Consider the following 26429-nt stretch of genomic DNA (forward strand, 5'->3'; position numbering starts at 1 on the left):
AATAAAATGTCACGTCGTCATGCCGCGGAAAAGCGAGTAATTTTACCTGATATGAAATATAACAGTATTTTACTGTCAAGATTTATCAATAATGTTATGAAAGAAGGGAAGAAAGCCCTTGCAGAGAAAATTGTTTATTCAGCCTTTAATAAAATTGAAAAGAAGCATAGAGTTAATCCATATCAAACCTTTAATAATGCTATGCATAACGTGAAACCGCATTTAGAAGTAACTTCAGTTAGGGTTGGAGGAGCTAATTATCAAGTCCCAACGCATGTTGATGAAAGAAGAGGATATGCCCTTGCTAGCCGTTGGATTATTAATGCTGCGTCAAAACGTTCTGAAAAAATGATGGTTGATAAACTTGCCGAAGAGCTATTTGAAGCGTCTAATAATAGAGGCGTTGCCATTAAGAAGAAAGAAGATACTCATAAAATGGCCGAAGCTAATAAAGCTTTCTCTCATTTTAGCCCTAAAAAAATGAGATAAGGTAGGGTAATGAGTAAAATAAATAAACTTGAGCATATTCGTAATATCGGTATATGTGCTCACATTGATGCCGGTAAAACCACAACTACCGAACGTATTTTATATTATACCGGTAAATCGCATAAAATAGGTGAAGTTCATGAGGGTGGTGCTACCATGGATTGGATGGAACAAGAACAAGAACGTGGTATAACCATTACCTCAGCTGCTACTACTTGTAGATGGCAAGATAAAATAATTAATATTATCGATACTCCTGGACACGTTGACTTTACTATTGAAGTAGAGCGTTCGCTTCGTGTTCTTGACGGTGCGGTTGCAGTATTTGACGGTGTAGCAGGTGTTGAACCGCAATCAGAAACGGTTTGGAGGCAAGCAGATAAATATAATGTTCCTAGAATGTGTTTTGTCAATAAAATGGACAGAATGGGAGCAGATTTTTATAGATGCGTTGAAATGCTCAAAGATCGTTTAGGAGCAAGACCGCTTGTTATTCAGTTGCCTGTAGGGATTGAAGAAAATTTTAAAGGTATAATTGATCTTGTTAAAATGAAAGCAGTGATTTGGAAAGATGAAGCACTTGGAGCTGAGTATTTTGAAGAAGATATACCTGCCGATATGAAAGATAAAGCTGAAGAATATCGTGCTAAATTACTTGATATGGTTGTTGAGTTAGATGATCATGTTATGGAAAAATATTTATCAGGTGAAGAAGTAACAGCAGAAGAGATTAAAAGATTAATCAGAAAAGGTACTATTTTAGCAGCATTTTATCCGGTTTTATGCGGTAGCGCTTTTAAAAATAAAGGGGTACAGCCTTTACTTGATGCTGTAGTAGATTTCCTACCTTCGCCTATTGATATAGGTATAGTAAAAGGTATGGAAGTAAGTACCGATGAAGAAAAAGATTTTCCTATTTCGGTAACTGAGCCTTTTGCAGCTTTAGCATTTAAAATTATGAATGACCCGTTTGTCGGTTCATTAACTTTTATTAGAATATATTCAGGTAAAATTGCTTCAGGAGCAACTGTTATTAATACCGTAAAGAATAAAAGAGAAAAAATCGGTAGAATGCTATTAATGCATGCTAATAATCGTGAAGATATAAAAGAAGCATCAGCAGGTGATATAGTAGCTTTAGCAGGTCTTAAAGATACTACCACAGGTGATACGTTATCTGATATTGATCAGCAAGTAATCTTAGAAAGAATGGAATTTCCAGAGCCAGTAATTGAGCTTGCGGTAGAACCTAAATCAACAGCCGATCAAGAAAAAATGGGCCTTGCACTTTCTCGTTTAGCAGCTGAAGATCCATCATTTAGAGTGTCAACTGATTATGAAACAGGACAAACAGTGATAAAAGGAATGGGAGAACTCCATTTAGAAATTATCATTGATCGTATGAGAAGAGAGTTTAAGGTCGAAGCAAATATTGGAGCTCCTCAAGTAGCATATCGTGAAACTATAACAAAAGCTTGTGAAATCGATTATACCCATAAGAAACAATCCGGCGGTGCAGGACAATTTGCTCGTGTAAAAATTATTTTTGAGCCTCTAAAAGAGGTAAAAGATCTAAAAGATGAAGATAAGAATAAAAATTTTGTCTTTGAAAGTAAAATCATCGGCGGTGCCGTGCCTAAAGAATATATACCAGGTGTTGAAAAAGGATTAAATAATATTAGAGAAACCGGTGTTATTGCCGGTTATCCTATGATTGATTTTAAAGCAACTTTAGTTGACGGTGCGTTTCATGATGTAGATTCTAGTGTACTTGCATTTGAAATTGCTGCAAAGGCAGCATTTAGAGAAGGAATGCCGAAAGGTAATCCTAAATTACTTGAGCCGGTTATGCAAGTTGAAGTTATCACTCCTGATGAATATATGGGTGATATTATAGGCGATTTAAATAGTCGTAGAGGACAAATTCAAAGCATGGATCCAAGAGGGAATGCTCAAGTAGTTACTGCGAATGTTCCTTTAGCAGAAATGTTTGGTTATGTTAATACGCTTAGGTCTTTATCTCAAGGTAGAGCTCAGTTTAGTATGATATTCTCTCATTATGATCAAGTGCCGAGTCAAGTAGCTGATATTATTAAAGCTAAAAAATAATTTAGGAGTGGGATGTCACGTCTTACAGAAATAAATATTGTTTTGCCGTGGCAGCTTATAAATTAGAAGTACTGTTTATTATAGTAATTTTTTAATAATAACAAATATTTTTAATAAATTTTATTGATTTTTTATTAAAGATATGATAGGAGTGTAGCTCAATTGGTAGAGCGCCGGTCTCCAAAACCGGAGGTTGCGGGTTCGATACCTGTCGCTCCTGCCATTATAGGCTTAGAGCTTTTTTGCTATAAAATATAGAATTTGTACAAAATTTATTTATAGAGAGAAATTTGAAAGAAATGCTTCATCTCAAATCGTAGCGTACATACTAGTATGTGAGAATTCCAGTGCTGGATCATTGTCTCAATTGCCTCTAGAAGTAGAATTTTGTAAGAAGTCTAATTAAATTACCTAACAAAAATATGTTTAAAGAATATAAAATTTATAAGTTTTGTGAACAAGTTAAACAAGAAACTTATAAGGTAGTTTGGCCAACTAGAAAAGAGCTTGTTGCTTCAACATTAGTAGTGGTAGTAGCAGTTTTTATTTTTAGCCTAATTTGTTTGGTACTTGATTATAGTATACATAACATAATGCAGCTTTTGCTTAATATCGGCAAATAGTATAAGGAATAAGTGGTGACAGAACAGAGTATAAATAATATATTGCCGTCTTCTGAAAAAAATGTAAAGCAGTGGTATGTAGTACATACGGCATCAGGAGCAGAGAAACGCATTAAAGAAGATATGCTTAGAAAAATCGCTAAACAGAAAATGAAAGATTTTTTTGAAGATATATTAATACCTGTTTTTAAAGTTTCTGAAGTTAAACGCGGTAAAAATGTCAAGGTAGAAAAAAAACTAATGCCGAGTTATATCTTGATAAAGATGAATATGACTGATAAATCTTGGCATTTAGTAAAAAATGTATCTGGAGTAACCGGCTTTTTAGGAAGCAAAACCACACCAAGAGCTCTTACAGAAAGTGAAATACAAAATATTTTTAATAATTTGGAAGCAGAAGCTAAAGAAGCAAAGAATTCTAAATTGTATGAAGTTGGTGAAATAGTAACTGTTACAGACGGTCCTTTTGAAACTTTCATGGGTACAGTAGAAGAAATAGATCAAGAAAAAAATAGGTTAAAAGTTTCAGTTGCAATATTTGGTAAAGCAACTCCAATAGAACTAAATTTTAATCAAGTAAAGAAACATGATTAAAAGTTGGACTAAATACGGTTTATTAATTACTTAAGCTGTATTGTACGAATATTCAGGATGTTATTGTTATGGGATAATGCATCGTCATTGCAAGCAGCTGTAGGCTGTGACAATCTAGAAGAAATAATAAAAAACTTCTGATTTATAGAATTTTTTTCTTCCTTGTTTTGTCAAAACTTACAGCTTGTCCTCGCAATGATGAGAAGCAAGATCTATGCAGTTGTTACAAAGTAATATTAATTTAAGAGAAAAATAAGGAGATTTATAAATGTCTCAGAAAGCAATAAAAGGTTATATTAACTTGATAATTCCGGCTGTCGGAGCCACTCCTGCACCTCCTATAGGACCGGCCCTAGGACAAAGAAAAGTTAATATTGCAGCATTTTGTAAAGATTTTAATGATGCTACACAGGGTATGGAAAAAGGAATACCTCTGCCAACTGTAATTACCGTTTATGAAGATAGTAGTTTTTCTTTTAAAATAAAAACTCCTCCTGCTTCTTACTTTTTAAAGAAGTATGCTAAAATTACAAAAGGTTCTAGTGCTACTAAAAAAGAAGCCGTAGTAGGTAAAGTTACTATGGATGATTGTCGTGAAATTGCAAAGTTAAAAATGCCTGATTTAAATACAAAAAATATTAAAGCAGCAACAAAAGTTATTTGTGGTAGTGCTGCATCTATGGGACTTGAAGTAGTAGGGAATTAATTATTATGTCAAATAAGAAAGATGTTGCTGTAAAAATTAGCGGCGGTAAAAAGATAAGAGAAGCTAGAGAAAAAGTAAAATCAGATACTTTATATAATTTAACAAATGCAGTTGGACGATTAAAATCAGCATCATATGTTAAATTTGACCCAACCTTAGAAATAGTTATGAAGCTTGGAATTGATCCTAGGCATTCCGATCAAATGGTGCGTGGTGTAGTTAATTTACCTGCCGGTACAGGTAAAACCGTAAGAGTCGCCGTTGTTTGTAAAGAAGAAAGAGAAGAAGAAGCTAAAAATGCCGGAGCAGATTTAGTAGGTTCAACAAATATTATTGATGAAATTAAAGTAGGAAAAATTAATTTTGATGTATGTATAGCTACTCCCGATATGATGGCAGCTATAGGTTCAGTTGCAAGAATTTTAGGACCAAAAGGTTTAATGCCTAACCCTAAACTTGGTACCGTAACTTTAGATATTAAAAATGCTATTAAAAATGCTAAAAGCGGTCAGGTAGAATATAGAGCAGAGAAAGCAGGTATAATTCATGCAGGGCTTGGGAAATTATCTTTTTCAGACCAAGATTTATTAAAAAATTTAAATGCGTTTATTGAGGCAGTAATTAAAGCAAAACCTGCCGGATTAAAAGGAAGTTATTTAAAAGCAATGTATTTATCTTCTACTATGGGAGCATCGGTACAAATAGATTTAACTAGTATAGCATAATTTTTATAGTTGTTTAACGGTAGTGTATAGTAATAATAAAAAAATTTTGTTATTTTAAGCATTTGTATCAGTTTAAATATATTAAACTGTATTATAAAAGGAGAATTAAAAGGTGTTAAGATCAGAAAAACTGGTAGCAGTAGAGGATATTGTAAATATTTATAAAGAATCGCCTTCTATAATTATTACTCATTATCACGGGTTAACCGTTAGTCAAGTGAGTTCGTTTAGAGAATCACTTAAATCTAAAGAAGCAGGTTTTAAAGTAGTTAAAAATACTTTAGCAAAAATAGCTGCAAATCAAACAGGGCTCGATAGTATTGCTAATTTATTTGTGGGTCCTACTGCTATTGTTTATTCTAAAGAACCGGTTGAGATGGCAAAATTAGTAGTTAATTTTGCTAAGGCTAATGATAATCTTAAGATTATCGGTGGGATAGTCGATAATCACGTATTAGATGAACATTCAATAAAAGAACTTTCTAAGCTGCCTGCACTTAATGAGCTTAGGGGTAAAATTGTTGGGTTATTACAAGCACTGGCTACTAAGGTTGTAGGTGTTTTACAAGCCCCGCCTTCGAGTATGGCGAGAGTAATACAAGCACATGCTGGTAAAAATTAATTTAAAGGGTACTGCATCAGGTATTTTAATTGATAATTAAAGAGCTTTTATAGTGACAATTAATAAGGTTTTAGGGTATTATTCTTATTTTAAAAAAGTATTATAATTTGAAGCAAATAAATAATTTAATTAACTTTAAAATACCTGATGTAGTAATCTCTCAATATAAAAAAAGTAAAAAGGAAAAAATTATGGCAGATTTAGCTAAAATTGAAGAACAATTATCATCATTAACATTAATGCAAGCAGCTGAGCTTGTGAAAATGCTAGAAGAAAAATGGGGTGTATCTGCAGCAGCTCCTGTAGCTGTAGCAGCTGCCGGTGCAGCAGCTCCTGCGGTTGAAGCAGTAGCTGAAAAAACTGAGTTTGAAGTAGTTTTAATAGCTGCTGGTGACAAGAAAGTTGAAGTAATTAAAGTTGTGAAAGATATCACAGGTCTTGGTTTAATTGAAGCTAAGAAATTAGTTGATGCAGTTCCAAAGCCGATTAAAAGCAATGTGAAAAAAGCAGAAGCAGACGAAATCAAAGATAAGTTAGAAGCTGCCGGAGCAAAAGTTGAATTAAAATAATTATTTCTGCACAGGGTTCTGTAAAGAAAAGTTGCATTATTCGTATTTTAGATATTTTTAAGTAAAAATTAATAAGATTCTTGTTGAAGCAGTTGTATTTCAAAAAAAATCTTATAATTTTCAATTACAAACAACTAAGTGTAGATTAATTTTTTTACAGGGCCTAATGTTTTTACATTACAGATAAAATATTTTATAGCTTTAAATTAACTTCTTAAAATCCAAAAAGCCTTATTCAAATTTAATTACTAAAATAAGGCTTTTTGGATTTTAAGAAGTTAATTTAAAGCTAGTTTAAGTTGTTGTTTTGAAATAGGATAAAGCTATTACATTAAAAATCTTATTGATTAAAATAATTTTATAATTGATTTTGAGCAAAAATTACTAAGATGTTTGAAGGAATAGCTACCTATTTTAAAAAAATATTATAATTTGTTACAACAAACAACCAAAATCAAATCTTTTTGGAAATGTTCGTAGAGCCTACACAAGATCTAAATAAGAAACTTACTAGGTTTCTTTAATTTAAGTTCTATGTAAAAAAATTTAAAGCAGTATATTTTATTTTTCTGCAAATTATAAGCATTGTATTGAAATAGGTATCTATTCCAATAAAAACTTTACTGTTTAAAATATAAATAATTTAAATTTTATATACAGAACCTAGGTTCTGAATACTTTTGATTAATGATTATAATTAGGAGAGATTTTTAAACGAAAATTAATAAGATTTTTGAGAGAAGAGTTTATTACTATTTCAAAAAAATCTTATGATTTACAGCTAAAAAGAGCCATAATTATGATTATTCTATTAAAAGTGTATAGGGCCTAATCACTGCAATACGGGCAGTAATTTTATCAGTCAGGAGATTATATGGTTTCATTAAGGGATAATATAGAAGCACAACCCTTGTCACATAATAGAAGAATAAGAAAAAATTTCGGTCACATAAATTTAGTAGCAGATATACCAAATTTGATTGAAATTCAAAAAAATTCATATGAGAAAAACTTTCTACAGTTAAATATTAAAGATTCTGAAAGAAAAAACAAAGGTTTACAATCTATATTAAACTCAATTTTTCCTATTTCAGATTCCTCCAATATTGCTAATTTAGAATTTGTAAAATATGAATTCGAGACTCCAAAATATGATGTAGCAGAGTGCAGTCAAAGAAGTTTAAGTTATGCTGCTCCTCTTAAAGTTACTTTAAGATTAAGTATTTGGGATATAGATGAGGGTACTGGTACTAGAGAAATTAAAGGGATTAAAGAGCAAGAAGTATATATGGGTGATATCCCATTAATGACTAAAAACGGTACTTTTATTATCAACGGTACGGAAAGAGTAGTTGTATCACAAATGCATCGCTCACCTGGTGTATTCTTTTATCATGATGAAGGAAAAGTCCACTCTTCCGGCAAGCTTTTATATTCTGCTCGTGTTATTCCATATAGAGGGTCTTGGCTTGATTTAGAATTCGACGCTAAGGATATTATTTATTTCAGGATTGATAGAAAAAGAAAGCTTTATACTACTACTTTGCTTAGAGCTATAGGTATGAGTACTGAAGAAATTATAAAATTTTATTATAATTCAGTAACTTATAAGCTTGTTAAAAATAAAGGTTGGGCGGTTAAATTTATACCTCAGCATATTACTGCTCATCGTTTAACAAGTGATTTAGTAGATGCAGATACCGGAAATATTCTACTGAAAGCAGGACAAAAAATTACTCCGCGTTTGGCTAAAAAATATTTTGGGGAAGGGCTTAGTAATATTTTAGTAGCTCATGAAACTTTAATCGGCAAATATCTATCCGAAGATTTAAGAGATCCTGCAAGCGATGAAGTATTAGCAAAAATCGGTGAAATGATTACTGCTGATATGCTAAATGTTATTAATGATCTTAAAATTAAAAATGTTAACGTATTAGTAATCAATCCTCAATCCGGTCCATATATAAGGAACACCTTATTTGCTGATAAAAATCAGGATCGTGAGGCAGCATTATGTGATATTTTCAGAGTTCTAAGACCAGGCGAGCCTGCTAATATCGAAGCGGCTGAAAGTCTGTTTTATAATTTATTCTTTGATGCAGAAAGATATGATCTTTCAGAAGTTGGGCGAATAAAAATGAATTCTAGGTTAGAATTGAATATTTCTGAAGAAGTTACAGTTTTAACAATTGATGATATTAAAAATATCGTAAGAGTTTTAGTAGAGCTTAAAGACGGTAAAGGTATCATAGACGATATTGATCATTTAGGTAATAGAAGGGTTAGATCGGTAGGTGAATTGATAGAAAATCAATTTAGAATAGGTTTAGTCCGAATGGAAAAATCTGTAATTGAAAGGATGTCGGCAGGTGATGTTGATACCGTAATGCCTCATGATTTAGTAAATTCAAAACTTTTAGTTTCAGTAGTAAAAGAATTTTTTAGTACCTCCCAATTATCCCAATTTATGGATCAAACCAATCCATTATCAGAAATAACTCATAAAAGAAGGCTGTCAGCACTCGGTCCCGGAGGTCTTAGTCGAGATCGAGCAGGTTTTGAGGTGCGTGACGTACATCCGACTCATTACGGTCGTATTTGTCCTATTGAAACACCTGAAGGTCAGAATATCGGGTTAATTAACTCTATGGCTACTTATGCTAGAATAAATAAACACGGTTTTATAGAGAGTCCGTATAGAAGAGTTAAAGATGGATATGTAACCGATGAAGTGGTATATCTTTCTGCTATTGAAGAAGGTAAATACAAAATCGGACAAGCAAATTCTAAAGTTAATAAAGACGGAAAGCTGCAAGGAGAGTTTATTAATTGCCGTGTTGAAGGCGGTAATTTTGTAATGGTAGAACCGTATGAGGTAGATTTCATTGATGTGACTCCTATGCAGGTAGTATCGGTTGCGGCTTCTCTTATACCTTTCTTAGAAAACGATGATGCTAACCGTGCTTTGATGGGTTCAAACATGCAAAGACAAGCCGTTCCTTTAATTAAAACGGATGCACCTTTTGTAGGTACCGGAGTTGAAGGGGTAGTAGCTAAAGATTCCGGAGCGTCAGTGCTTGCATTACATGACGGTATTGTTGAGCAGGTAGATTCAAATAGAATCGTGATTAGAACTCTAGAACAAAAAGTTGACGGTGCTCCTTCGGTTGATATTTATAACTTACTAAAATTCCAAAAATCTAATCATAATACTTGTATAAATCAAAAGCCTTTAGTTAAGGTCGGTCATTACGTTAAGAAAAACGATATTATAGCTGACGGTCCTAGTACGGATAACGGTGAAATTGCTTTAGGTAGAAACGTGCTTGTAGCTTTCTTACCTTGGAACGGTTATAATTTTGAAGATTCCATTTTAATATCCGAACGTATAGTAAAAGAGGATGTATTTACATCTATTCATATTGAAGAGTTTGAAGTAATAGCTAGAGATACACGCCTTGGTCCTGAAGAAATTACTCGTGATATACCGAATGTAAGTGAAGAAGCATTGCGTCATCTTGATGAGGTCGGAATAATTTATATAGGTGCAGAAGTAAAAGCCGGTGATATTTTAGTCGGAAAAGTAACACCGAAAAGTGAATCGCCTATTACTCCTGAAGAGAAACTACTACGTGCTATTTTTGGGGAAAAAGCTTTTGACGTAAAAGATTCATCGCTGCATGTACCTTCCGGAGTTAGCGGAACTGTAGTAGAAGTAAGGGTATTTTCTCGTAGAGGTGTAGAAAAAGACCAGCGAGCTATTGCTATTGAAAAACAACAAATTGAAAAATTAGCAAAAGACAGAGACGATGAATTAGAAATTATTGAGTATTTTGTGTTTAATTGGCTTGAAAAGCTTTTAGTAGGGCAGGTAATTATTAACGGTCCTAAGCAAGTAAAAGTAGGACAAACTATTACTACTGAAATGCTAAAAGGCTTATCTAAAGGGCAATTTTGGCAGATTACTGTGGAAGATGCAAATGTAATGAATGAAATAGAGCAGATAAAGACTCATTATGATGAGAAAAAAGGGGCGCTTTATAAAAGATTTGCTACTAAGGTAGAGAAATTGCAAAGTGGTGATGATTTACCTCAGGGAGCTTTAAAAGTAGTAAAAGTATTTATTGCAACTAAGCATAAATTACAACCCGGGGATAAAATGGCAGGAAGACACGGAAATAAAGGTGTTATTTCACGTATCGTACCTGAAGAAGATATGCCGTTTTTAGAAGATGGAACTGTGGTAGATATCGTTCTTAACCCTCTAGGGCTCCCGTCCCGTATGAATATAGGACAGATTTTAGAAACGCATCTTGGGTGGGCATCAATAAATTTAGCAAAAAAAATATCTACCTTAGTAAAGGAATATAAAAATAAACATATAGGTATTGAGCAGATTAAGAAATTCTTAATTGAACTGTATGGAGAAAATATTAATTCTATACTTGAAAGACCAGAAGAAGAGATTATTTCTTTTTGTAAGAAAGTAAGTAAAGGCGTACATTTTGCAACTCCTGTATTTGACGGAGCAAAAGTTCAGGATGTTAAAGATATGCTAAAGCTTGCCGGTCAAGACCCTTCAGGACAAGTGAAATTAATTGACGGTAGAACCGGTGAATATTTTGACCGTCTGGTAACCGTAGGGCAGAAATATTTGTTGAAATTGCATCATTTAGTTGATAATAAAATTCACTCCCGTTCTATAGGACCTTATAGCTTAGTAACGCAGCAACCGCTTGGAGGTAAGTCTCATTTCGGCGGACAGCGTTTCGGGGAAATGGAATGCTGGGCATTACAAGCTTACGGTGCAGCTTATACGTTACAGGAAATGTTAACAGTTAAGTCGGATGATGTAAACGGTAGGATCAAAACTTATGATTCTATAGTACGCGGTGAAAATAATTTTGAATCAGGCATTCCTGAATCATTTAATGTTATGATAAAAGAATTTAGATCTTTATGTCTTAACGTAAAACTTGAAGTAACTTCAAGTTAAGAAAGATAGGTCATTTAAACAGATAAAAAACTTGTTTTTTGTCTGTTTTACTGGATTCCCGCTTTTGCGGGAATGACATATAGGGTGCAATAAGAACTCTTGGTAGACGAAGGTCAATTTCAAAAAGAGCTAGGAGGTCACAAGGCAAGGAGCGAAGCATATACTTAATACGTGAGCACCGCAGAACTTGTAGAGCGACAACGCCAATTTTTAAAATTCACCAAGTATATACGAGTAATTTTTAAGGAAAAGTATTTATGAGCGTAGTAAATTTTTACGGACAATTAAGTAATACTCAACAATTTGATCAGATAAGGATTAATATAGCAAGTCCTGATCAGGTACGTTCGTGGTCTTTCGGTGAAGTAACAAAACCTGAAACAATTAACTATCGAACTTTTAAACCTGAGAAAGATGGTTTATTTTGTGCAAGAATTTTTGGTCCGGTAAAAGATTATGAATGTCTATGCGGTAAATATAAGCGGATGAAAAACCGTGGAATTACGTGTGAAAAATGTGGTGTTGAAGTTACGGTTTCTAGAGTAAGACGTGAAAGAATGGGGCATATTGAACTTGCAGCTCCCGTTGCTCATATTTGGTTTTTAAAGTCGCTACCTTCAAGAATTAGTACACTTCTTGATATGACAATGCGAGATGTAGAAAAGATTCTTTATTTTGAAAATTATGTAGTAGTTGATCCAGGGCTGTCGATTTTACAAAAAGGCGAACTCTTAACAGAGGAAGAATTACAGAAAGCAAAAGATAAGTACGGTGAAGATGCGTTTACTGCCTCTATAGGTGCAGAAGTAATACAACAAATGCTCAAAGAGCTTGATTTTTCACAGTTAAAGCAAGAATTATACGAGGAATTACAAACCACTTCTTCAGAAGTCAAAAAGAAAAAATTAGTAAAGCGTTTAAAATTAGTAGAGGATTTTTTAGAGTCGGAAAACAAGCCGGAATGGATGATTATGGATGTTTTACCGGTTATTCCTCCTGAAATTAGACCGCTTGTTATGCTTGATGGTGGAAGATTTGCTACTTCAGACTTAAATGAACTTTATAGAAGAGTAATTAATAGAAATAATCGTTTAAAGAAATTAATAGAGTCAAAAGCTCCTGATATAATAGTCAGAAACGAAAAAAGAATGTTACAAGAAGCGGTGGATGCGTTATTTGATAACGGTCGTCGCGGTAGAGCAGCAAAAAATGCTAATAAGCGTCCATTTAAGTCATTAAGTGATATGCTTAAAGGTAAGCAGGGGCGTTTCCGTCAGAACTTGCTAGGTAAGAGGGTTGACTACTCAGGACGTTCGGTTATCGTGGTAGGACCTGAGCTTAAACTTCACCAGTGTGGTTTACCTAAAAAAATGGCTCTGGAGTTGTTTAAGCCGTTTATTTATTCTAAGCTTGAGTTGTACGGCATCGCTACAACTATTAAAGCCGCTAAAAGAATGGTGGAAGCTGAAAAATCCGAAGTGTGGGACGTGCTTGAAGAGGTAATTAGAGAGCATCCGGTTTTACTTAATAGGGCCCCGACGTTACATAGGCTTGGTATTCAAGCATTTGAACCGCTATTAATTGAAGGTAAAGCGATCCAGCTTCATCCGCTTGTGTGTGCTGCATTCAATGCGGATTTTGATGGTGATCAAATGGCAGTACATATCCCATTATCGATTGAAGCACAGCTTGAAGCTAGGGTATTTATGATGTCTACAAATAATATCTTAAGCCCCGCAAACGGTCGTCCTATCATTGTACCGGATAAAGATATAGTGCTTGGTTTATATTATCTAACCCTTGCATTTGATAATGAAGTAGGTACAGGGATGATGTTCTCAGATTTAGCTGAGATGGAACATGCTTTGTATAATAAATTTATAACTATTCATACAAAGATAAAATATCGCAGAAATCAGTTAAATGCCGAAGGTAAAATTGTCCCTGTTATCATTGATACTACTTACGGTAGGTTAATGGTCGGTGAGTTATTGCCTTCTAACCCTAATATAGAATTCAAGTTTATTAATAAACAACTAGCTAAAAAAGACATATCATTAGTTATAGATTTAGTTTATCGTCACTGTGGTCAAAAAGCTACGGTAATTTTTGCCGATCAGCTAATGAAACTAGGTTTTAAATATGCTTGTTCTTCAGGCATTTCTTTTGGAATGGACGATATGGTAGTACCGGAATCTAAGAGTACTCATATCAACGAAACTCAGCTTGAAATAAAAGAATTTGAACAACAATATTCAAATGGTTTAATTACTTACGGAGAGAAATATAATAAAGTAGTCGATGCTTGGTCCAGATGTACCGATAGAGTAGCAAACGACATGATGAAAGAGATTGCTACACCGCCGGTTAATGATGCTCCAAATCATCAGAAAATAAATGCTATATATATGATGGCTATTTCCGGAGCAAGAGGTTCTTTCCAGCAAATTAAGCAGCTAGGCGGTATGCGAGGTTTAATGACCAAATCAAACGGTCAAATTATACAAACTCCTATTATCTCTAACTTTAAGGAAGGATTAACTGAATTTGAGTGTTTTAATTCTGCTAATGGAATGCGTAAAGGGCAAATAGATACAGCTTTAAAAACGGCAAGCTCAGGTTACTTAACAAGAAAATTAGTAGATGTTGCACAAGATTGTATTATTACTGAAAAAGATTGTGGAACTGATAAAGGAATTGAAGTTAAGAGTTTTATTGAAGGCGGAGAAGTTATAGTACCTTTAGCTGAAAAGATTTTAGGTCGTACTGCTGCTGTTGATATATTTCATCCGGTAACTAATGATCTAATTCTCAATAAAGGCGAGCTTATTAATGAAGCAAAGTTAGAGCAGATTGAGTCGGCGGGACTCGACAGAATTATGATTAAATCCGTATTAACCTGTGAAAGTACTACCGGTATATGTAGCATATGTTATGGTAGGGATCTTGCTACCGGTACATTAGTATCGGAGGGGGAAGCAATCGGGGTTATTGCTGCTCAATCTATCGGTGAACCAGGTACGCAGCTTACAATGAGAACTTTCCATATTGGAGGTGCGGCAACAAAAGGTGCTGAGGTTTCTTCCGTAGACGCTTCCTATGATGCAAAAGTGAAAATTATAAGTCGTAACGTTGTTATTAATTCCGAAGAACGCAAAATTGTTATGAGCCGAAATTGTGAATTATTATTGCTTGATAATAACGGTAATGAAAAGGCTCGTCATAAAATTCCATACGGTGCTAGATTACTTGTTGATGACGGTGATATGGTGATTAAAACTCAAAAACTAGCAGAATGGGATCCTTATACTATACCGATTATCACGGAGAAGTCAGGTAAAGTTTTATTCAAAGATATGGTTGAGGGTATTTCTATTCGTGACGTAACTGACGAAGCTACCGGAATACCGAGTAAAGTTATTATTGAATCAAAGCAATATTCACGCGGTGCAGAATTACGCCCGCGTATACAGCTTTTAGATGCTAAAGGTGAAGTTATCACCTTATCAAACAGTTTAGAAGCTAGGTATTACTTGCCGGTTGGAGCAGTTTTAAGCGTAGAAGACGGAGTACAAATATCGGTAGGTGATATCATTGCACGTATACCGAAAGAATCAACCACTACTAAAGATATTACCGGTGGTTTACCAAGAGTTGCCGAGCTTGTAGAAGCAAGGCGCCCTAAAGATCATGCGGTGATTGCCGAAATTGACGGTAGAGTAGAATTCGGTAAGGACTATAAATCTAAAAGACGTATTATTATACATCCGATTGATGAAACAATGTCTATTGAGTATATGGTACCAAAAGGCAAGCATGTTGTAGTTAACGAAGGTGACTTTGTTAAAAAAGGTGATTTATTGATTGACGGTAATCCGGTACTTCAAGATATTTTAAAAGTAATGGGCGTAGAGGTTCTTGCAAATTATATTGTTAAGGAGGTGCAAGCCGTTTATCGTCTACAAGGTGTAAAGATTGATGATAAGCACATAGAAGTTATTATCCGTCAGATGTTACAAAAAGTAGAGGTTACGGATTCAGGTGGAACTACGTTATTAGTAGGTGAAAAAATAGATAGACATGAATTTGATGAGATAAATGAAAAAGCTATGAAAAATGGTTTAAAACCTGCTGAAGCACAATTAATATTACAAGGTATTACTAAAGCTTCTCTGCAAACTAGATCGTTTATCTCTGCAGCATCATTCCAAGAAACTACTAGAGTTTTAACTGAAGCAGCTATTGCCGGTAAAGTAGATAAGTTGCGAGGACTAAAAGAAAACGTGATAGTTGGACGATTAGTACCTGCTGGAACCGGTTACTTTATGGATAAAATGCGTAAAGCAGCCGTAAAGCTTGATGAAGAGAATGTATAAATATACTAAAGATAGAATTTGAAAGATTTGTTGTCTTTGTAAGTCCTAGGATACTGAACATTAGTATACGCTCCGCTCCTCGACTTACAGACCATTTGCTCTTTTCTAAGTTGCAGATAGTTTATAAAAAAAATATCATTACGAGGCAGCATGTATGCTGGTGGCAATCTCATGAAATAATAACAACCTCCTGAGCTAGCTTCGTCAATTGCTATGCAATTTTCTCGCAATGACAGGGGTAGTGCCTTCCTAGCTAGAAGCGGGAATCCAGAAAAAGAACCTTACTACACATTAGTGACAAAAAAAGCCTATAAAAACTTGATTTTTATAGGCTTTTTCTCATTTACCGCTTGCAGAAACGATGCTTTAATAACAAGCAATCGGTGCCGTTAAATGTTCGTAGGTTTGACCTAAATAAGATACTGGTTGTTCAAAGGTATACGTATTATTGTAATTACTGTATGCTAAAAAAGAATCTTCATGTTGGAAGTTTTTAAGTATTTCTTGATTTTTAGACATCTGAACTTCTGCTAAACAATGTTCAACATAAGTTTTTAGTACTGTTTGACAAATTTCATCATGTAAAGCTTTTAACATGAGTAAGTTTACTAATGGGTTAATACCATTATTTACATTAGTAGTAATAGTAGCTTCTTCGTGCTTTTGATCAATAGACATTTTTCCAAACTGCGCTTCTAGAGGTAATTTAGACGTCGATTCAGTACTTGCATCCTCACGTATGTCGTCTATATACACTGCAGTACTGCATTCCGTATCTCTTTGAAATTCCTCTCTATAAACTGGTTTGGCAAGATGTCTAACAGGCAATTCAGAAATTAAAGACTCTTCATCGCTTACTTCCACCTCCTCTGTTTCAAGATTTTCTGGTTCAGCATTGACTTTTTCTTCAAAACTTACCTCTGGGAAAAGTGCTATCACATCTATTATTTCAAGTTTTCCTCCTTTTTTACCTACCTCATAAGCTTTAGCAATAATTTGTTTATAAATAACGTCAATTAATGCTCGTTTTGTTTGTATTTCATCAGAATAGTGAATTCCTCCTTCATTCCAAAACTTTATTATTTTAGACACAGTAGGAATATATTTATCGACCTTTACTAAAAATTTTTGTATAAATGTAGGTTCAATCAAAGGGGTTAATGTAGGATTTTCTTCATATTGTCTAAATACATGCTCGACAATTTTAGGTATATTTTGACCTGGTTCTACTTCGTCAGGTAAGCCGTGTAATATTTTTTTAGCTGTTGCTTGACCCATCTTCTCACGCAAAATATTAACTCCGATCCATTTCCATACCGGATCAGCCGAAAAACAAAGCTTTGCTATATAAAATGTTAGCGATATAGGTAGAGATAATAATTTTAAATAGTTAAGGCAAGTATACCGTATTGGATGAGGCGTGAGACTATAAATCTTGCCCATATTTTGGTTTAACTCACATGATGATATAATTACTTTATACTTCTGCTTAATTAAATGAGAAGTGATGTCATATACTGGCATATTATTACTTAAATTTAACTAATTCGTCAGTAAGATATAAAAAACGTTAACATTTGTCAATTGCTATTTAATGAGATTTTGTTTTAAATTAATTATAATACTTGTAAAGTTTTATCAAGATAAATAGAATGATCCAAAATCAAAAATAATATCAGGAGTAAGTATGCTTAACATAAACTTTGTGAATGAAGAATCATCTACTAATCAAGGCCTAGTAGTTTTTATTGATGAACAGTTAAAGCTTGATAGTAATTTAATAGGACTTGATCAACAACATCATGGATTAATTTCTAAAACTATTCAGAATAAACTGCAATTTACCGGTAAATATGGACAGATCAAGGTTATTCCATCCGTCATTAAATCAGGCGAGATTAGATATTTGATAATAGCAGGTCTTGGGAATGAAGAAAAATTAACTGAAGCAAAAATTGAAGAGTTAGGTGGCAAAATCTTACAGCATGCAACCGGTTGTAAAATTTCTACTATCGGCTTAAAACTTACAAATAGAATTAGCAAGTTTACATCTCAAACATTTGCATCTTTAGTTGCTAGTGGTGCGTTTCTTGCTTCTTACAGATTTGATAAATATAGAACTACCTTAAAAGAAGCAGAGAAGTTCGCAGTAGAGTCAATTGAAATTTTTACCGATAATAGCACTGAAACGGCAAAATTATTTGAAATCAAAAAATTAATTGCTGAAGCAGTATTTTTTACAAGAGATATAAGTAATGAACCGTCAAATATTAAAACTCCTCAAATTTATGCCGAAAGAATAGTTGATATACTTGAACCGCTAGGGGTAGATGTTGATGTTATCGGTGAACGTGAGATGAAAAACCTTGGTATGGGAGCATTACTTGGTGTGGGGCAAGGTTCACAAAACGAGTCAAAGTTAGTGGTGATGGAATATCAAGGCGGCAGTAAAGATGCCCCGACTATTGCTTTGGTCGGTAAAGGAGTAATTTTTGATACAGGCGGTATTTCATTAAAACCGTCAAGTGATATGCACTTAATGCGATACGATATGGGAGGTTCTGCAGCAGTTGTGGGTACCATCATTGCAGTTGCCGGTCAAAAATTACCTATAAATCTAGTTGGTGTTGTAGGGCTTGTCGAAAATATGCCGTCTGGTAATGCACAGCGTCCAGGAGATGTAGTAACTACCATGTCAGGGCAAACTGTCGAAGTTTTAAATACCGATGCAGAAGGGCGTTTAGTACTTGCTGATGCTATTTGGTATGCACAAGAAAAATTTAAGCCTAAATGTGTGATTGACGTTGCAACTCTAACAGGAGCAATAACCATAGCACTTGGTAATACATATGCTGGTTGTTTTTCCAATAATGATGAGTTAGCTGATAAGTTAATAAAAGTAGGGGAAGAAGTTAATGAAAAACTTTGGAGAATGCCGCTGCACGATGAGTACGATGCAATGATTAACTCCGACATAGCCGATATGGCAAATATCGGGAACGTACCGAGAGTTGCTGGAAGCTGCATAGCTGCACATTTCATTAAACGTTTCATTAAAGGTGGAGTAGATTGGGCTCATTTAGATATAGCAGGCGTTGCAAATAGTAATAAAGCTTCAGCACTCGGTCCTAAGGGGGCAGTAGGATACGGTGTGAGATTACTAGAGAAATTTATCAAAGAATATACTTAAATACTATTCTTGCATTGCCTTGTATGGATATACCGAGTCGTCATTGCAAGCAGCCGTAGGCTGCATAGCAATTTCGTCAAATATCCTGAGGTTGCTTTGTCACTTACTTACGTAATTTTCTCGCAATGATAGAAAAAACTATCCGGATGGGCAATACTGAGCTAAGAATGACATTAAACTTTGTCTATTTACTATTCGTTTATTCTGAATATAATTATGAACACAATAAATAAACCTTATATATTTGTTATAGGTAATGAGAAAGGCGGAGCAGGTAAAACTACCTGTTCTATGCATCTAATAATCGCTCTGCTTTATCAAAATTATTCGGTAGTAAGTATAGATACCGATTCACGTCAAAGTTCGTTAACGAATTATTTAAAAAATCGAGATTTATATAATAAACACAATTCTGATAAATCTGTATTAGTACCGAAACATTTTCATATATCAGAAAGTGAAGTAGAAGAGCAAGCAAAGAGTTTTGAGCAGATACTCAAAAATAATCAGGATGTCGATTATATAGTGATTGATACCCCAGGCAGTCATACTCCTTTATCAAAGGTTGTTCATTCTTACGCCGATACAATTATTACACCGATTAATGATAGCTTTCTAGATTTAGACGTAATAGCAAAAGTCGATAGCAAGGATGAAATTATTAGCCCATCAATATATAGTCAAATGATTTGGGAGCAGAAAATGGAACGCGCTAGTCGTGATAGAATTAGTATAGATTGGGTAATACTTCGTAATCGTTTAAGTAATCTTGATGCATTAAATAAAAGACGCGTAGGAAATGTATTAGCTAAACTTGCTAAAAGAATTAACTTTAAACTCACAGAAGGATTTAGTGAACGTGTAATATATAGGGAGTTATTTTTACAAGGTCTAACATTACTTGATCTAAAAACTGCAAAATATGATAGAGCATTTAATAGCTCACATGTGCTTGCACGTCAAGAATTACGAAATTTTTTAGACTTTCTAGGTATTAAGGCTGCGTTCAAAGGTTAATTTCTATTAAAGTTTTTCTTGTATAAAGTTAAAATATGTATATAATCTACAAAATTAATATGTTTTAACTTTTATAAGAGAAACAAATGCCAAATATTGCTGAAAATATTTCAAAACTACCGGAAGAACAAGAAAAAGTTAATAAGCTTGTTGATCAATATAAAAATTTAACTCCGGAAGAACAAAAAATTGTTGATAGAAAACTTAAGTCACATTTTACAAAAGAAGAGCTAGAACAAGATGAGCTTAAATCAAGAATGAATAGGATACGTAGTAATTTGTCTAAGCAAGACCAAGAAAAACTACAAGCAGGTAATAATTCTATAGGTGAAATAGCAAAAGATGTATTATCGTTAGTTAAAGGAATAATAAATCTAGTCGAAAATGTTGCAGAGATAATTAAAAATCCTAAGAAAGCAATATATGAATGGATTAAAGGTGAGTTAAATCAAGTAAAACCTCAACAACAAAATTATCAGCAACACCCATCAAAGCCAAAAGCTGCTGCAATATCAAGATAAAACTTTGGTAAGATAAATTTTTAGTTTTTATTTGTGAAAATTTGCAATTTTATGTATACAATATAAGGGAAATCGTATAATAAAAAATAAAGATGCATAAATACAGAACTCATAATTGTAACGAATTACAAATATCCGATGTAGAAAAAGAAGTTAAGCTATCCGGTTGGGTACATAGAAGAAGAGATCATGGGAATCTAGTTTTTATAGATTTACGTGATCATTACGGTATAACTCAAATCGTGTTTACCGATCAAAGCCCTCAGCTTATGGAGGATGCAAGTCGTTTGCGTTATGAGTCGGTAATTACGGTAAGGGGTACAGTTGTAGCAAGATCAGAAGACACGATTAATAATACGCTTCCGACAGGTCATGTTGAAGTGCTAGCTGTAGAATTTAGTGTTGAGTCAGCTGCGGACACTCTACCTTTTGTTATTAATACCGAAAAAGACGCTCCCGAAGAGTCTAGGCTTAAACATCGCTTTTTAGATCTTAGACGTGAGAAATTACATAATAATATAATACTCCGCTCACAAATTATTTCTCATATTCGTCATTTGATGATGGCAAGCGGTTTTACCGAGTTTCAAACTCCGATTTTAACAGCAAGCTCACCTGAGGGGGCTAGGGATTTTTTAGTACCAAGTAGAATGCATCCGGGTAAGTTCTATGCATTACCGCAAGCACCTCAGCAATTCAAGCAGTTATTGATGGTGTCAGGCTTTGATCGTTATTTCCAAATTGCTCCTTGTTTTCGGGATGAAGATGCAAGAGCCGATAGATCACCTGGCGAGTTTTATCAGCTAGATGTAGAAATGTCGTTTGTTACACAGGAAGACGTATTTAGTACTATTGAGCCTGTGATGTATGATTTATTCACTAAATTCACGGATAAGAAAGTATCAGAGACTCCTTTCGTTTGTATCCCATATAATGAATCTATGCTAAAATACGGCTCTGATAAGCCTGATTTGCGTAACCCTATTATAGTTGCTGATGTAACTGAGATATTTAGAGATTCCGATTTTACAATCTTTAGAGAGAATATTAAAAAAGGTAGCATAGTTCGTGCAATTCCTGCACCTAAGGCAGCTGCACTGCCTCGTAGTTTCTTCGATAAAATGATAGAGTTTGCGATATCAGAAGGAGCAGGTGGACTTGGCTATATTCAGTTTAGTGAAACCGGTGAAGCCAAAGGACCGGTAGTAAAATTCTTAAGCCCGCAGCAATTAGAGAGTCTAAAAGCTACAGCTAGTATTAGTAACAGTGATGCTGTGTTTTTCGTTAGCGATAAGAAAGAGAAAGCTGCTAAACTTGCTGGTAAGGTTAGAATAAGACTTGGTGAAGAGCTTGATTTACTTGAAAAAGATTGTTTTAAATTCTGCTGGATTACCGATTTTCCATTCTATGAGTTAAATGAAGAAACAGGAAAAATTGATTTTAGCCATAATCCGTTTTCTATGCCGCAGGGTGGAATAGATGCTTTAGAGCAAGCTAAAACCACTGAAGAGTTATTAGAACTTACCGCATACCAATATGATATTGTTTGTAACGGTGTTGAACTGTCTAGCGGTGCTATTAGAAACCATAAGCCGGAAATTATGTATAAAGCATTTTCCATAGCAGGTTATAGTGAAGAGGAAGTTGATAAGAGATTTGGAGGGATGATTAGAGCATTTAAGTTTGGAGCTCCACCACATGGTGGAATAGCTCCCGGTATTGACCGAATTGTTATGTTGCTTGCGGAAGCAACAAATATAAGGGAAATAATTGCGTTTCCTTTAAACCAGCAGGCTGAAGATTTACTAATGAACGCCCCAAGCTATGTAGAGGATAAAGCTCTAAAAGAGCTAAGCATTATGCTCTCACCGTCTGCTAGAAAAAATGCAGAAAAAGAATAAGAATTTATAGTTGTTGTATGTTATTATGTCATACCGCAATTTGGCCTGTAGTATGTTATTTCGAGCTAAAAGCGGAGAGCTAGTAACTATTAATCTTATCCTGTGACTTGATCTCAGGATCTAGTCTTTTTAAAATTTTTTTCTAGATACCGTGGTCAAGCCACGGTATGACAGCGAAAAGTGCTGGATTCTCGCTTTTAGTTAGAGAAATGACATTAGGACTATGCAACGACTCTGTGATTGCTCGCAATGACGTTTAAGGCATACACTCAACAATGTTTACCTTTGTTGATGTCTTCCTTCCTAGCTCGTAATTTAGAGAATACGATTCCTTTTACTGTTTCTACTCTTTTTGTTTCGAGTCCTTCTTGCTTCTGCTGTTGTAGTACATTACCAATTTTTATACTTTCTGCTATAAGTTTTTCTGTATTATGAATTTTATTCAAATTCTCAGGAGAAATTTGTTTTATAAAATAATTTGAGATACTAGGTAAACCCCTCTTTTCACAAAAATTTCCTACTTTGTAATATGTAGTATCTTTAGAATTTAACTTGCAAGATTTAGCATTTAATAAGTTGGTCGTGTTTTCAATATTATCCTGATATTTTAAATTTTTTTATACCATCAATATCTTGCTCGGTAAGATAATTTTCTTTTTTTAGCGCTTTTATTATATTGTCGTAGAATTTTGTTACTGCTTTATCAGTTACGTTTTTCGTTGTTGCCTGCTTTGTAAAATCAACAATTAGTGATGCCAATTTTTCGCCTGTAGATTTGTCTTGTATACGCATTGATTTTGCAGGATCAGAAATTTGTGCTTCTACTTTATCTGTCTTAACCTCAACTTCTTTTTCTTCCCATTTCCCATCCAACTCTTTGCTCCATTGTTGTGCCTTTATAGTGTTTGCTTAAATCATCAAAATTTTTAATATTAGTGGATAACGCAATATTTTTTGGATCAAACCCAGTTTTTTTAATTCATCAATTTTTTGATCAACTATTGCTTTCATCTGTTTCTCATCAAATTGACTTATCATTTTATTTAACGATTCGCTATATTTACCAATACTAAATGAGAAATTACCTGCTTTAATAGTAGCATTGTAGCCAACACTAGGATGTACGCATTGCAGCTATTAGTTAAATTATACTGCTAAAATTCTTATGAAATGCTAAAAAAAGCGACCATAATCAATTTTGGTTATTGTTTTACCATCCTGTACCATTAAATTACTAGCATGACAATCTACTTCTCCCAGCATATGACAAGTAGTTATGGCTTTTTCAAATTCTTCCAACTTTTTTAAATTTTGATCATTAGCTCTGACTCTAGTTTGACCTGATAAACCGGAAGATTCTGTTAGTGTTACAGCATTATCAAAAAACTTAGAACGTACATAAAGTGAATCAGGGTGTTTTTCATCCGCTGTTACTAGCCCTTCTTTTGGTGCGTGATCATGTAATAAAAATTGATACCATGGTAGAGCCTATTAATTCTTGTACAGTAATAGCCTGTTTTGGTGCCTGATTATCTTGTATTTTTTGCATGCAGCATGAGTTTTATAAAATAAAAGTATTCCCGGCGTTATCTTTAGCAATATAGCCGGCTGAGATGCCTGCTACTTTTTTTCTGTTCCCTCAAACTCAGCTTGTTGTGCTACCCCCTTATCACGTAGCATAGCATCAATTACTTTTTAGGATCATTAGGATCCCTTATTTCTTTAAGTTCCCTGTAATCTGCGTTATATCGGCCATTATCTGATTCAACCTGTTGTTTAATGACCTCTGCAACAACTAAATGTTGTAAAAGAGATGCATCAATTATTTCCCTTAATCCCTTGTTTTTATCTCCTGGAAACGAGTTTTTTATTATTGTTGTAACTTTAACTAAATCGTTAGTATTTAAACCGGCTAGGGCTATATAGCTAATATATAGGCTTTCAGCAGTAGGAGATTGATCATTAGAAAGGGTAATAACAGATTCGGCAATGCCTTCGCAGGTTCTCAATATTCTTGCATTCAATTCTGTATCGTTAGTTTCCAGGGTTTTAAAAAGCTGCTCGTGTAATAATAATTTCTGTTGAGTTTTCTCTTTAAGACATAAAAATAACCGGATTAATATTAACTAATAGTGAAAAAATGTTGTTACGTGGGTCAAAATCCTCATCATGGTGAGGAAACTACGCAACAATACCACGTAGGAATGACATTGAATAAATTTCCAAGTCGTGCAACAAAGTCCCCGCTTTTGCGGGGATATAACATCGAGGTCTTTTTAAAAACTATTCAGTACTATAGATTTGATCATGACATAACAAGGAAAAAACCGAAGCAATGAAATAAAATCATGACTTTACAAAAATGATACCAATTAATCTCTTCTATTGCCTAAAAATCTTATTAAATGTAGGAAAAGATTTATAAAATCTAAATATAAAGTAAAGGCTGCCATAATAGAAAGCTTTTGCCCTACTTCATCATTCCCTGCCATGTAATACATAGACTTAATCTTTTGAGTATCCCAAGCAATTAATCCCATAAATATTACTATTCCAATAAGAGAAGTAGCAAAAGAAAGAGCCGAACTTTTTAGAAACAAGTTGACTAATGAAGTAATGATAAGACCTATAAGACCCATTGCAAAAAATGAACCCATAGATGTTAAATCTCTACTTGTACTATAACCGTATAAACTCATTGCTCCAAAAACGGAAGAGCAAATAAAGAAAGTACGAGCTATTGATGCACCGGTATAAATAAGAGCTAAATATGCAAGCGACATACCGGTTAAACCGGCATAAACCCAAAATAATATTTGTGCTGTTTGCAGGTTCATTCGTCCGAAGCCCATAAAGAAATATAAAGCAATACCGAGCGGAGCAAACATTATAATAGTACCGAAACCTGTTTGAAACATTAAATTATAAATAGGCTCAACTGATATAGTCGTTACGGCTGCTACACCGGTTAGTAAAAGTGCTAAAGTCATATAATTATATACTTTAAGCATATATTTTCTTAAGCCTTCATCAAAAGTTTTATTTTTTGAGGTGGCAGTTAGAGTTTTTGTATAATCGATCATAAGTAACCTTTATGTTATTTACATAATAAAATATAGCCTCTTAAAGGTATTTTTTCAAGCTATATTAATTATATTTTATAAATATCTTGCATTGAATATAAAGCAGAAGGTTTATCTTGTAGCCAAATAGCGGCTTTAATTGCACCAATAGAAAAAGAATTTTTATTCAGAGCTTCGTGTTTTAAGGTGATTATTTCATCGTCACCTAGGAAAGATATTTCATGTATACCGTGAACATTTCCACCACGGAGCGAGGAAATACCTATTTCTTTTTCGCTTCTTAGTCTATTACCACGATTAAATGTTATATTTAATCCTTTTTTGCTTGCAATTGTTTTAGCAAGCATAACAGCAGTTCCTGAGGGTGAATCTTTTTTATTACGGTGATGCGTTTCTAGAATTTCAACATCATAATCATCTAGTATTTTTGTTACTTCTTTAGCTAGATAGCTAAGCAAATTCGCTCCTATACTCATATTTGCAGAATATAAAACAGGTAAAGTTTGAGCTGCTTTTTCTAAAAGCTTAAAATGTTGAGGTTGGAGACCTGTGGTGCCGATTACTAATTTTGTATTATGTTTTAATGCATAATTAATTAATTTTTCTAATATTTCAGGGGTAGAAAAATCGATGATCACATCAGAATTTTTACAAAAATCATCTAAATCATCTAAATTATTAGTACTATTAAATTTTGCTGCAATTTTGCAATCTTTAAATTTATCTATTCTCTCTAGAATGGTTTCTCCCATTTTACCGGTAGAACCACTAAGACCGATATTTAACATATTGGCAATGTATACTCCTAATAAATGAATAGTAAGTAGACGAAGTTTAATTTGGATAATAGCAAGGCGTCTAAAGTCCTTGGATACTTATAATATAGTTCGAACCACAGATCTTATTAG

General features: G+C 33.9%; 20 protein-coding genes, 1 tRNA gene and 1 pseudogene. 15 read left to right on the forward strand and 7 right to left on the reverse strand.

The window, feature by feature from the left end; genetic code table 11:
• The first annotated feature begins 6 nt into the window (after positions 1–6).
• The 11 genes from rpsG (at position 7) to rpoC (ending at position 15809) form a co-directional block, all read left to right on the forward strand.
• Complete coding sequence (gene rpsG / locus QUD19_RS03110; RefSeq protein ID WP_498808598.1) at positions 7–489, forward strand: 30S ribosomal protein S7; 483 nt, start codon at positions 7–9, stop codon at positions 487–489.
• A gap of 9 nt (positions 490–498) precedes the next feature.
• Positions 499–2598, forward strand: a complete 2100-nt coding sequence (gene fusA / locus QUD19_RS03115; protein ID WP_498808599.1) for an elongation factor G — start codon at positions 499–501, stop codon at positions 2596–2598.
• Positions 2599–2745: 147 nt separating this feature from the next.
• Positions 2746–2821, forward strand: a tRNA-Trp gene (locus tag QUD19_RS03120).
• Positions 2822–3020: 199 nt separating this feature from the next.
• Positions 3021–3221 carry a preprotein translocase subunit SecE gene (gene secE / locus QUD19_RS03125; protein WP_014413185.1) on the forward strand — a complete coding sequence of 67 codons (201 nt, stop codon included), beginning with the start codon at positions 3021–3023 and terminating at the stop codon, positions 3219–3221.
• Between the two features lie 15 nt (positions 3222–3236).
• Complete coding sequence (gene nusG, locus QUD19_RS03130) at positions 3237–3815, forward strand: transcription termination/antitermination protein NusG (protein ID WP_498808600.1); 579 nt, start codon at positions 3237–3239, stop codon at positions 3813–3815.
• Between the two features lie 268 nt (positions 3816–4083).
• Positions 4084–4521 carry a 50S ribosomal protein L11 gene (gene rplK, locus QUD19_RS03135; RefSeq protein WP_498808601.1) on the forward strand — a complete coding sequence of 146 codons (438 nt, stop codon included), beginning with the start codon at positions 4084–4086 and terminating at the stop codon, positions 4519–4521.
• Between the two features lie 5 nt (positions 4522–4526).
• Positions 4527–5246 (forward strand): 50S ribosomal protein L1, encoded by a 720-nt coding sequence (gene rplA / locus QUD19_RS03140; protein WP_498808602.1) that lies wholly within the window; start codon positions 4527–4529, stop codon positions 5244–5246.
• Positions 5247–5358: 112 nt separating this feature from the next.
• Positions 5359–5868 carry a 50S ribosomal protein L10 gene (gene rplJ / locus QUD19_RS03145; RefSeq protein WP_498808604.1) on the forward strand — a complete coding sequence of 170 codons (510 nt, stop codon included), beginning with the start codon at positions 5359–5361 and terminating at the stop codon, positions 5866–5868.
• 191 nt (positions 5869–6059) lie between these two features.
• The gene (gene rplL, locus QUD19_RS03150; RefSeq protein WP_498808661.1) at positions 6060–6437 is read left to right on the forward strand and encodes a 50S ribosomal protein L7/L12; all 378 of its coding nucleotides are present in this window, start codon (positions 6060–6062) and stop codon (positions 6435–6437) included.
• An 874-nt stretch (positions 6438–7311) separates the two neighbouring features.
• A complete protein-coding gene (gene rpoB, locus QUD19_RS03155) occupies positions 7312–11433 on the forward strand; it encodes a DNA-directed RNA polymerase subunit beta (RefSeq protein ID WP_498808605.1) in 4122 nt (1373 codons plus the stop codon).
• A 257-nt stretch (positions 11434–11690) separates the two neighbouring features.
• Positions 11691–15809: a DNA-directed RNA polymerase subunit beta' gene (gene rpoC / locus QUD19_RS03160; RefSeq protein WP_498808606.1), complete on the forward strand. Its 4119-nt coding sequence runs from the start codon at positions 11691–11693 to the stop codon at positions 15807–15809.
• Positions 15810–16175: 366 nt separating this feature from the next.
• Here rpoC and QUD19_RS03165 read toward each other — a convergent pair whose 3' ends face one another.
• Positions 16176–17333, reverse strand: a complete 1158-nt coding sequence (locus tag QUD19_RS03165; RefSeq protein ID WP_498808607.1) for a palindromic element RPE1 domain-containing protein — start codon at positions 17331–17333, stop codon at positions 16176–16178.
• Positions 17334–17496: 163 nt separating this feature from the next.
• On the opposite strand from QUD19_RS03165, the gene QUD19_RS03170 reads away from it, so the two are divergent.
• The 4 genes from QUD19_RS03170 (at position 17497) to aspS (ending at position 22438) form a co-directional block, all read left to right on the forward strand.
• A complete protein-coding gene (locus tag QUD19_RS03170) occupies positions 17497–18999 on the forward strand; it encodes a leucyl aminopeptidase (RefSeq protein WP_498808608.1) in 1503 nt (500 codons plus the stop codon).
• Positions 19000–19215: 216 nt separating this feature from the next.
• On the forward strand, positions 19216–20016 hold the full coding sequence (locus QUD19_RS03175) for a division plane positioning ATPase MipZ (RefSeq protein WP_498808609.1): 801 nt from the start codon (positions 19216–19218) through the stop codon (positions 20014–20016).
• Positions 20017–20102: 86 nt separating this feature from the next.
• Positions 20103–20537 (forward strand): DUF3106 domain-containing protein, encoded by a 435-nt coding sequence (locus QUD19_RS03180; protein ID WP_498808610.1) that lies wholly within the window; start codon positions 20103–20105, stop codon positions 20535–20537.
• 92 nt (positions 20538–20629) lie between these two features.
• Positions 20630–22438 carry an aspartate--tRNA ligase gene (aspS, locus tag QUD19_RS03185; RefSeq protein ID WP_498808611.1) on the forward strand — a complete coding sequence of 603 codons (1809 nt, stop codon included), beginning with the start codon at positions 20630–20632 and terminating at the stop codon, positions 22436–22438.
• A 269-nt stretch (positions 22439–22707) separates the two neighbouring features.
• Here the strand turns inward: aspS and QUD19_RS03190 are convergent, their stop codons facing one another.
• From QUD19_RS03190 to dapB, 6 genes and pseudogenes are all read right to left on the reverse strand, one after another.
• Positions 22708–22884 (reverse strand): hypothetical protein, encoded by a 177-nt coding sequence (locus QUD19_RS03190; protein ID WP_498808612.1) that lies wholly within the window; start codon positions 22882–22884, stop codon positions 22708–22710.
• Between the two features lie 148 nt (positions 22885–23032).
• On the reverse strand, positions 23033–23311 hold the full coding sequence (locus QUD19_RS03195) for a hypothetical protein (protein WP_498808613.1): 279 nt from the start codon (positions 23309–23311) through the stop codon (positions 23033–23035).
• Positions 23312–23347: 36 nt separating this feature from the next.
• Positions 23348–23818: pseudogene (locus QUD19_RS03200) on the reverse strand (T4SS effector phosphatidylinositol 3-Kinase RisK1); the annotation flags it as partial.
• Between the two features lie 308 nt (positions 23819–24126).
• Positions 24127–24447 carry a hypothetical protein gene (locus QUD19_RS03205; RefSeq protein ID WP_498808614.1) on the reverse strand — a complete coding sequence of 107 codons (321 nt, stop codon included), beginning with the start codon at positions 24445–24447 and terminating at the stop codon, positions 24127–24129.
• Between the two features lie 363 nt (positions 24448–24810).
• The gene (locus tag QUD19_RS03210; protein WP_498808615.1) at positions 24811–25521 is read right to left on the reverse strand and encodes a Bax inhibitor-1/YccA family protein; all 711 of its coding nucleotides are present in this window, start codon (positions 25519–25521) and stop codon (positions 24811–24813) included.
• Positions 25522–25589: 68 nt separating this feature from the next.
• A complete protein-coding gene (dapB, locus tag QUD19_RS03215; protein WP_498808616.1) occupies positions 25590–26309 on the reverse strand; it encodes a 4-hydroxy-tetrahydrodipicolinate reductase in 720 nt (239 codons plus the stop codon).
• Between the last annotated feature and the right edge of the window lie 120 nt (positions 26310–26429).

Origin of the sequence: Candidatus Rickettsia kotlanii (assembly GCA_030295365.1) — a bacterium.
In the GTDB taxonomy this organism is placed as follows: Bacteria; Pseudomonadota; Alphaproteobacteria; order Rickettsiales; family Rickettsiaceae; genus Rickettsia; species Rickettsia kotlanii.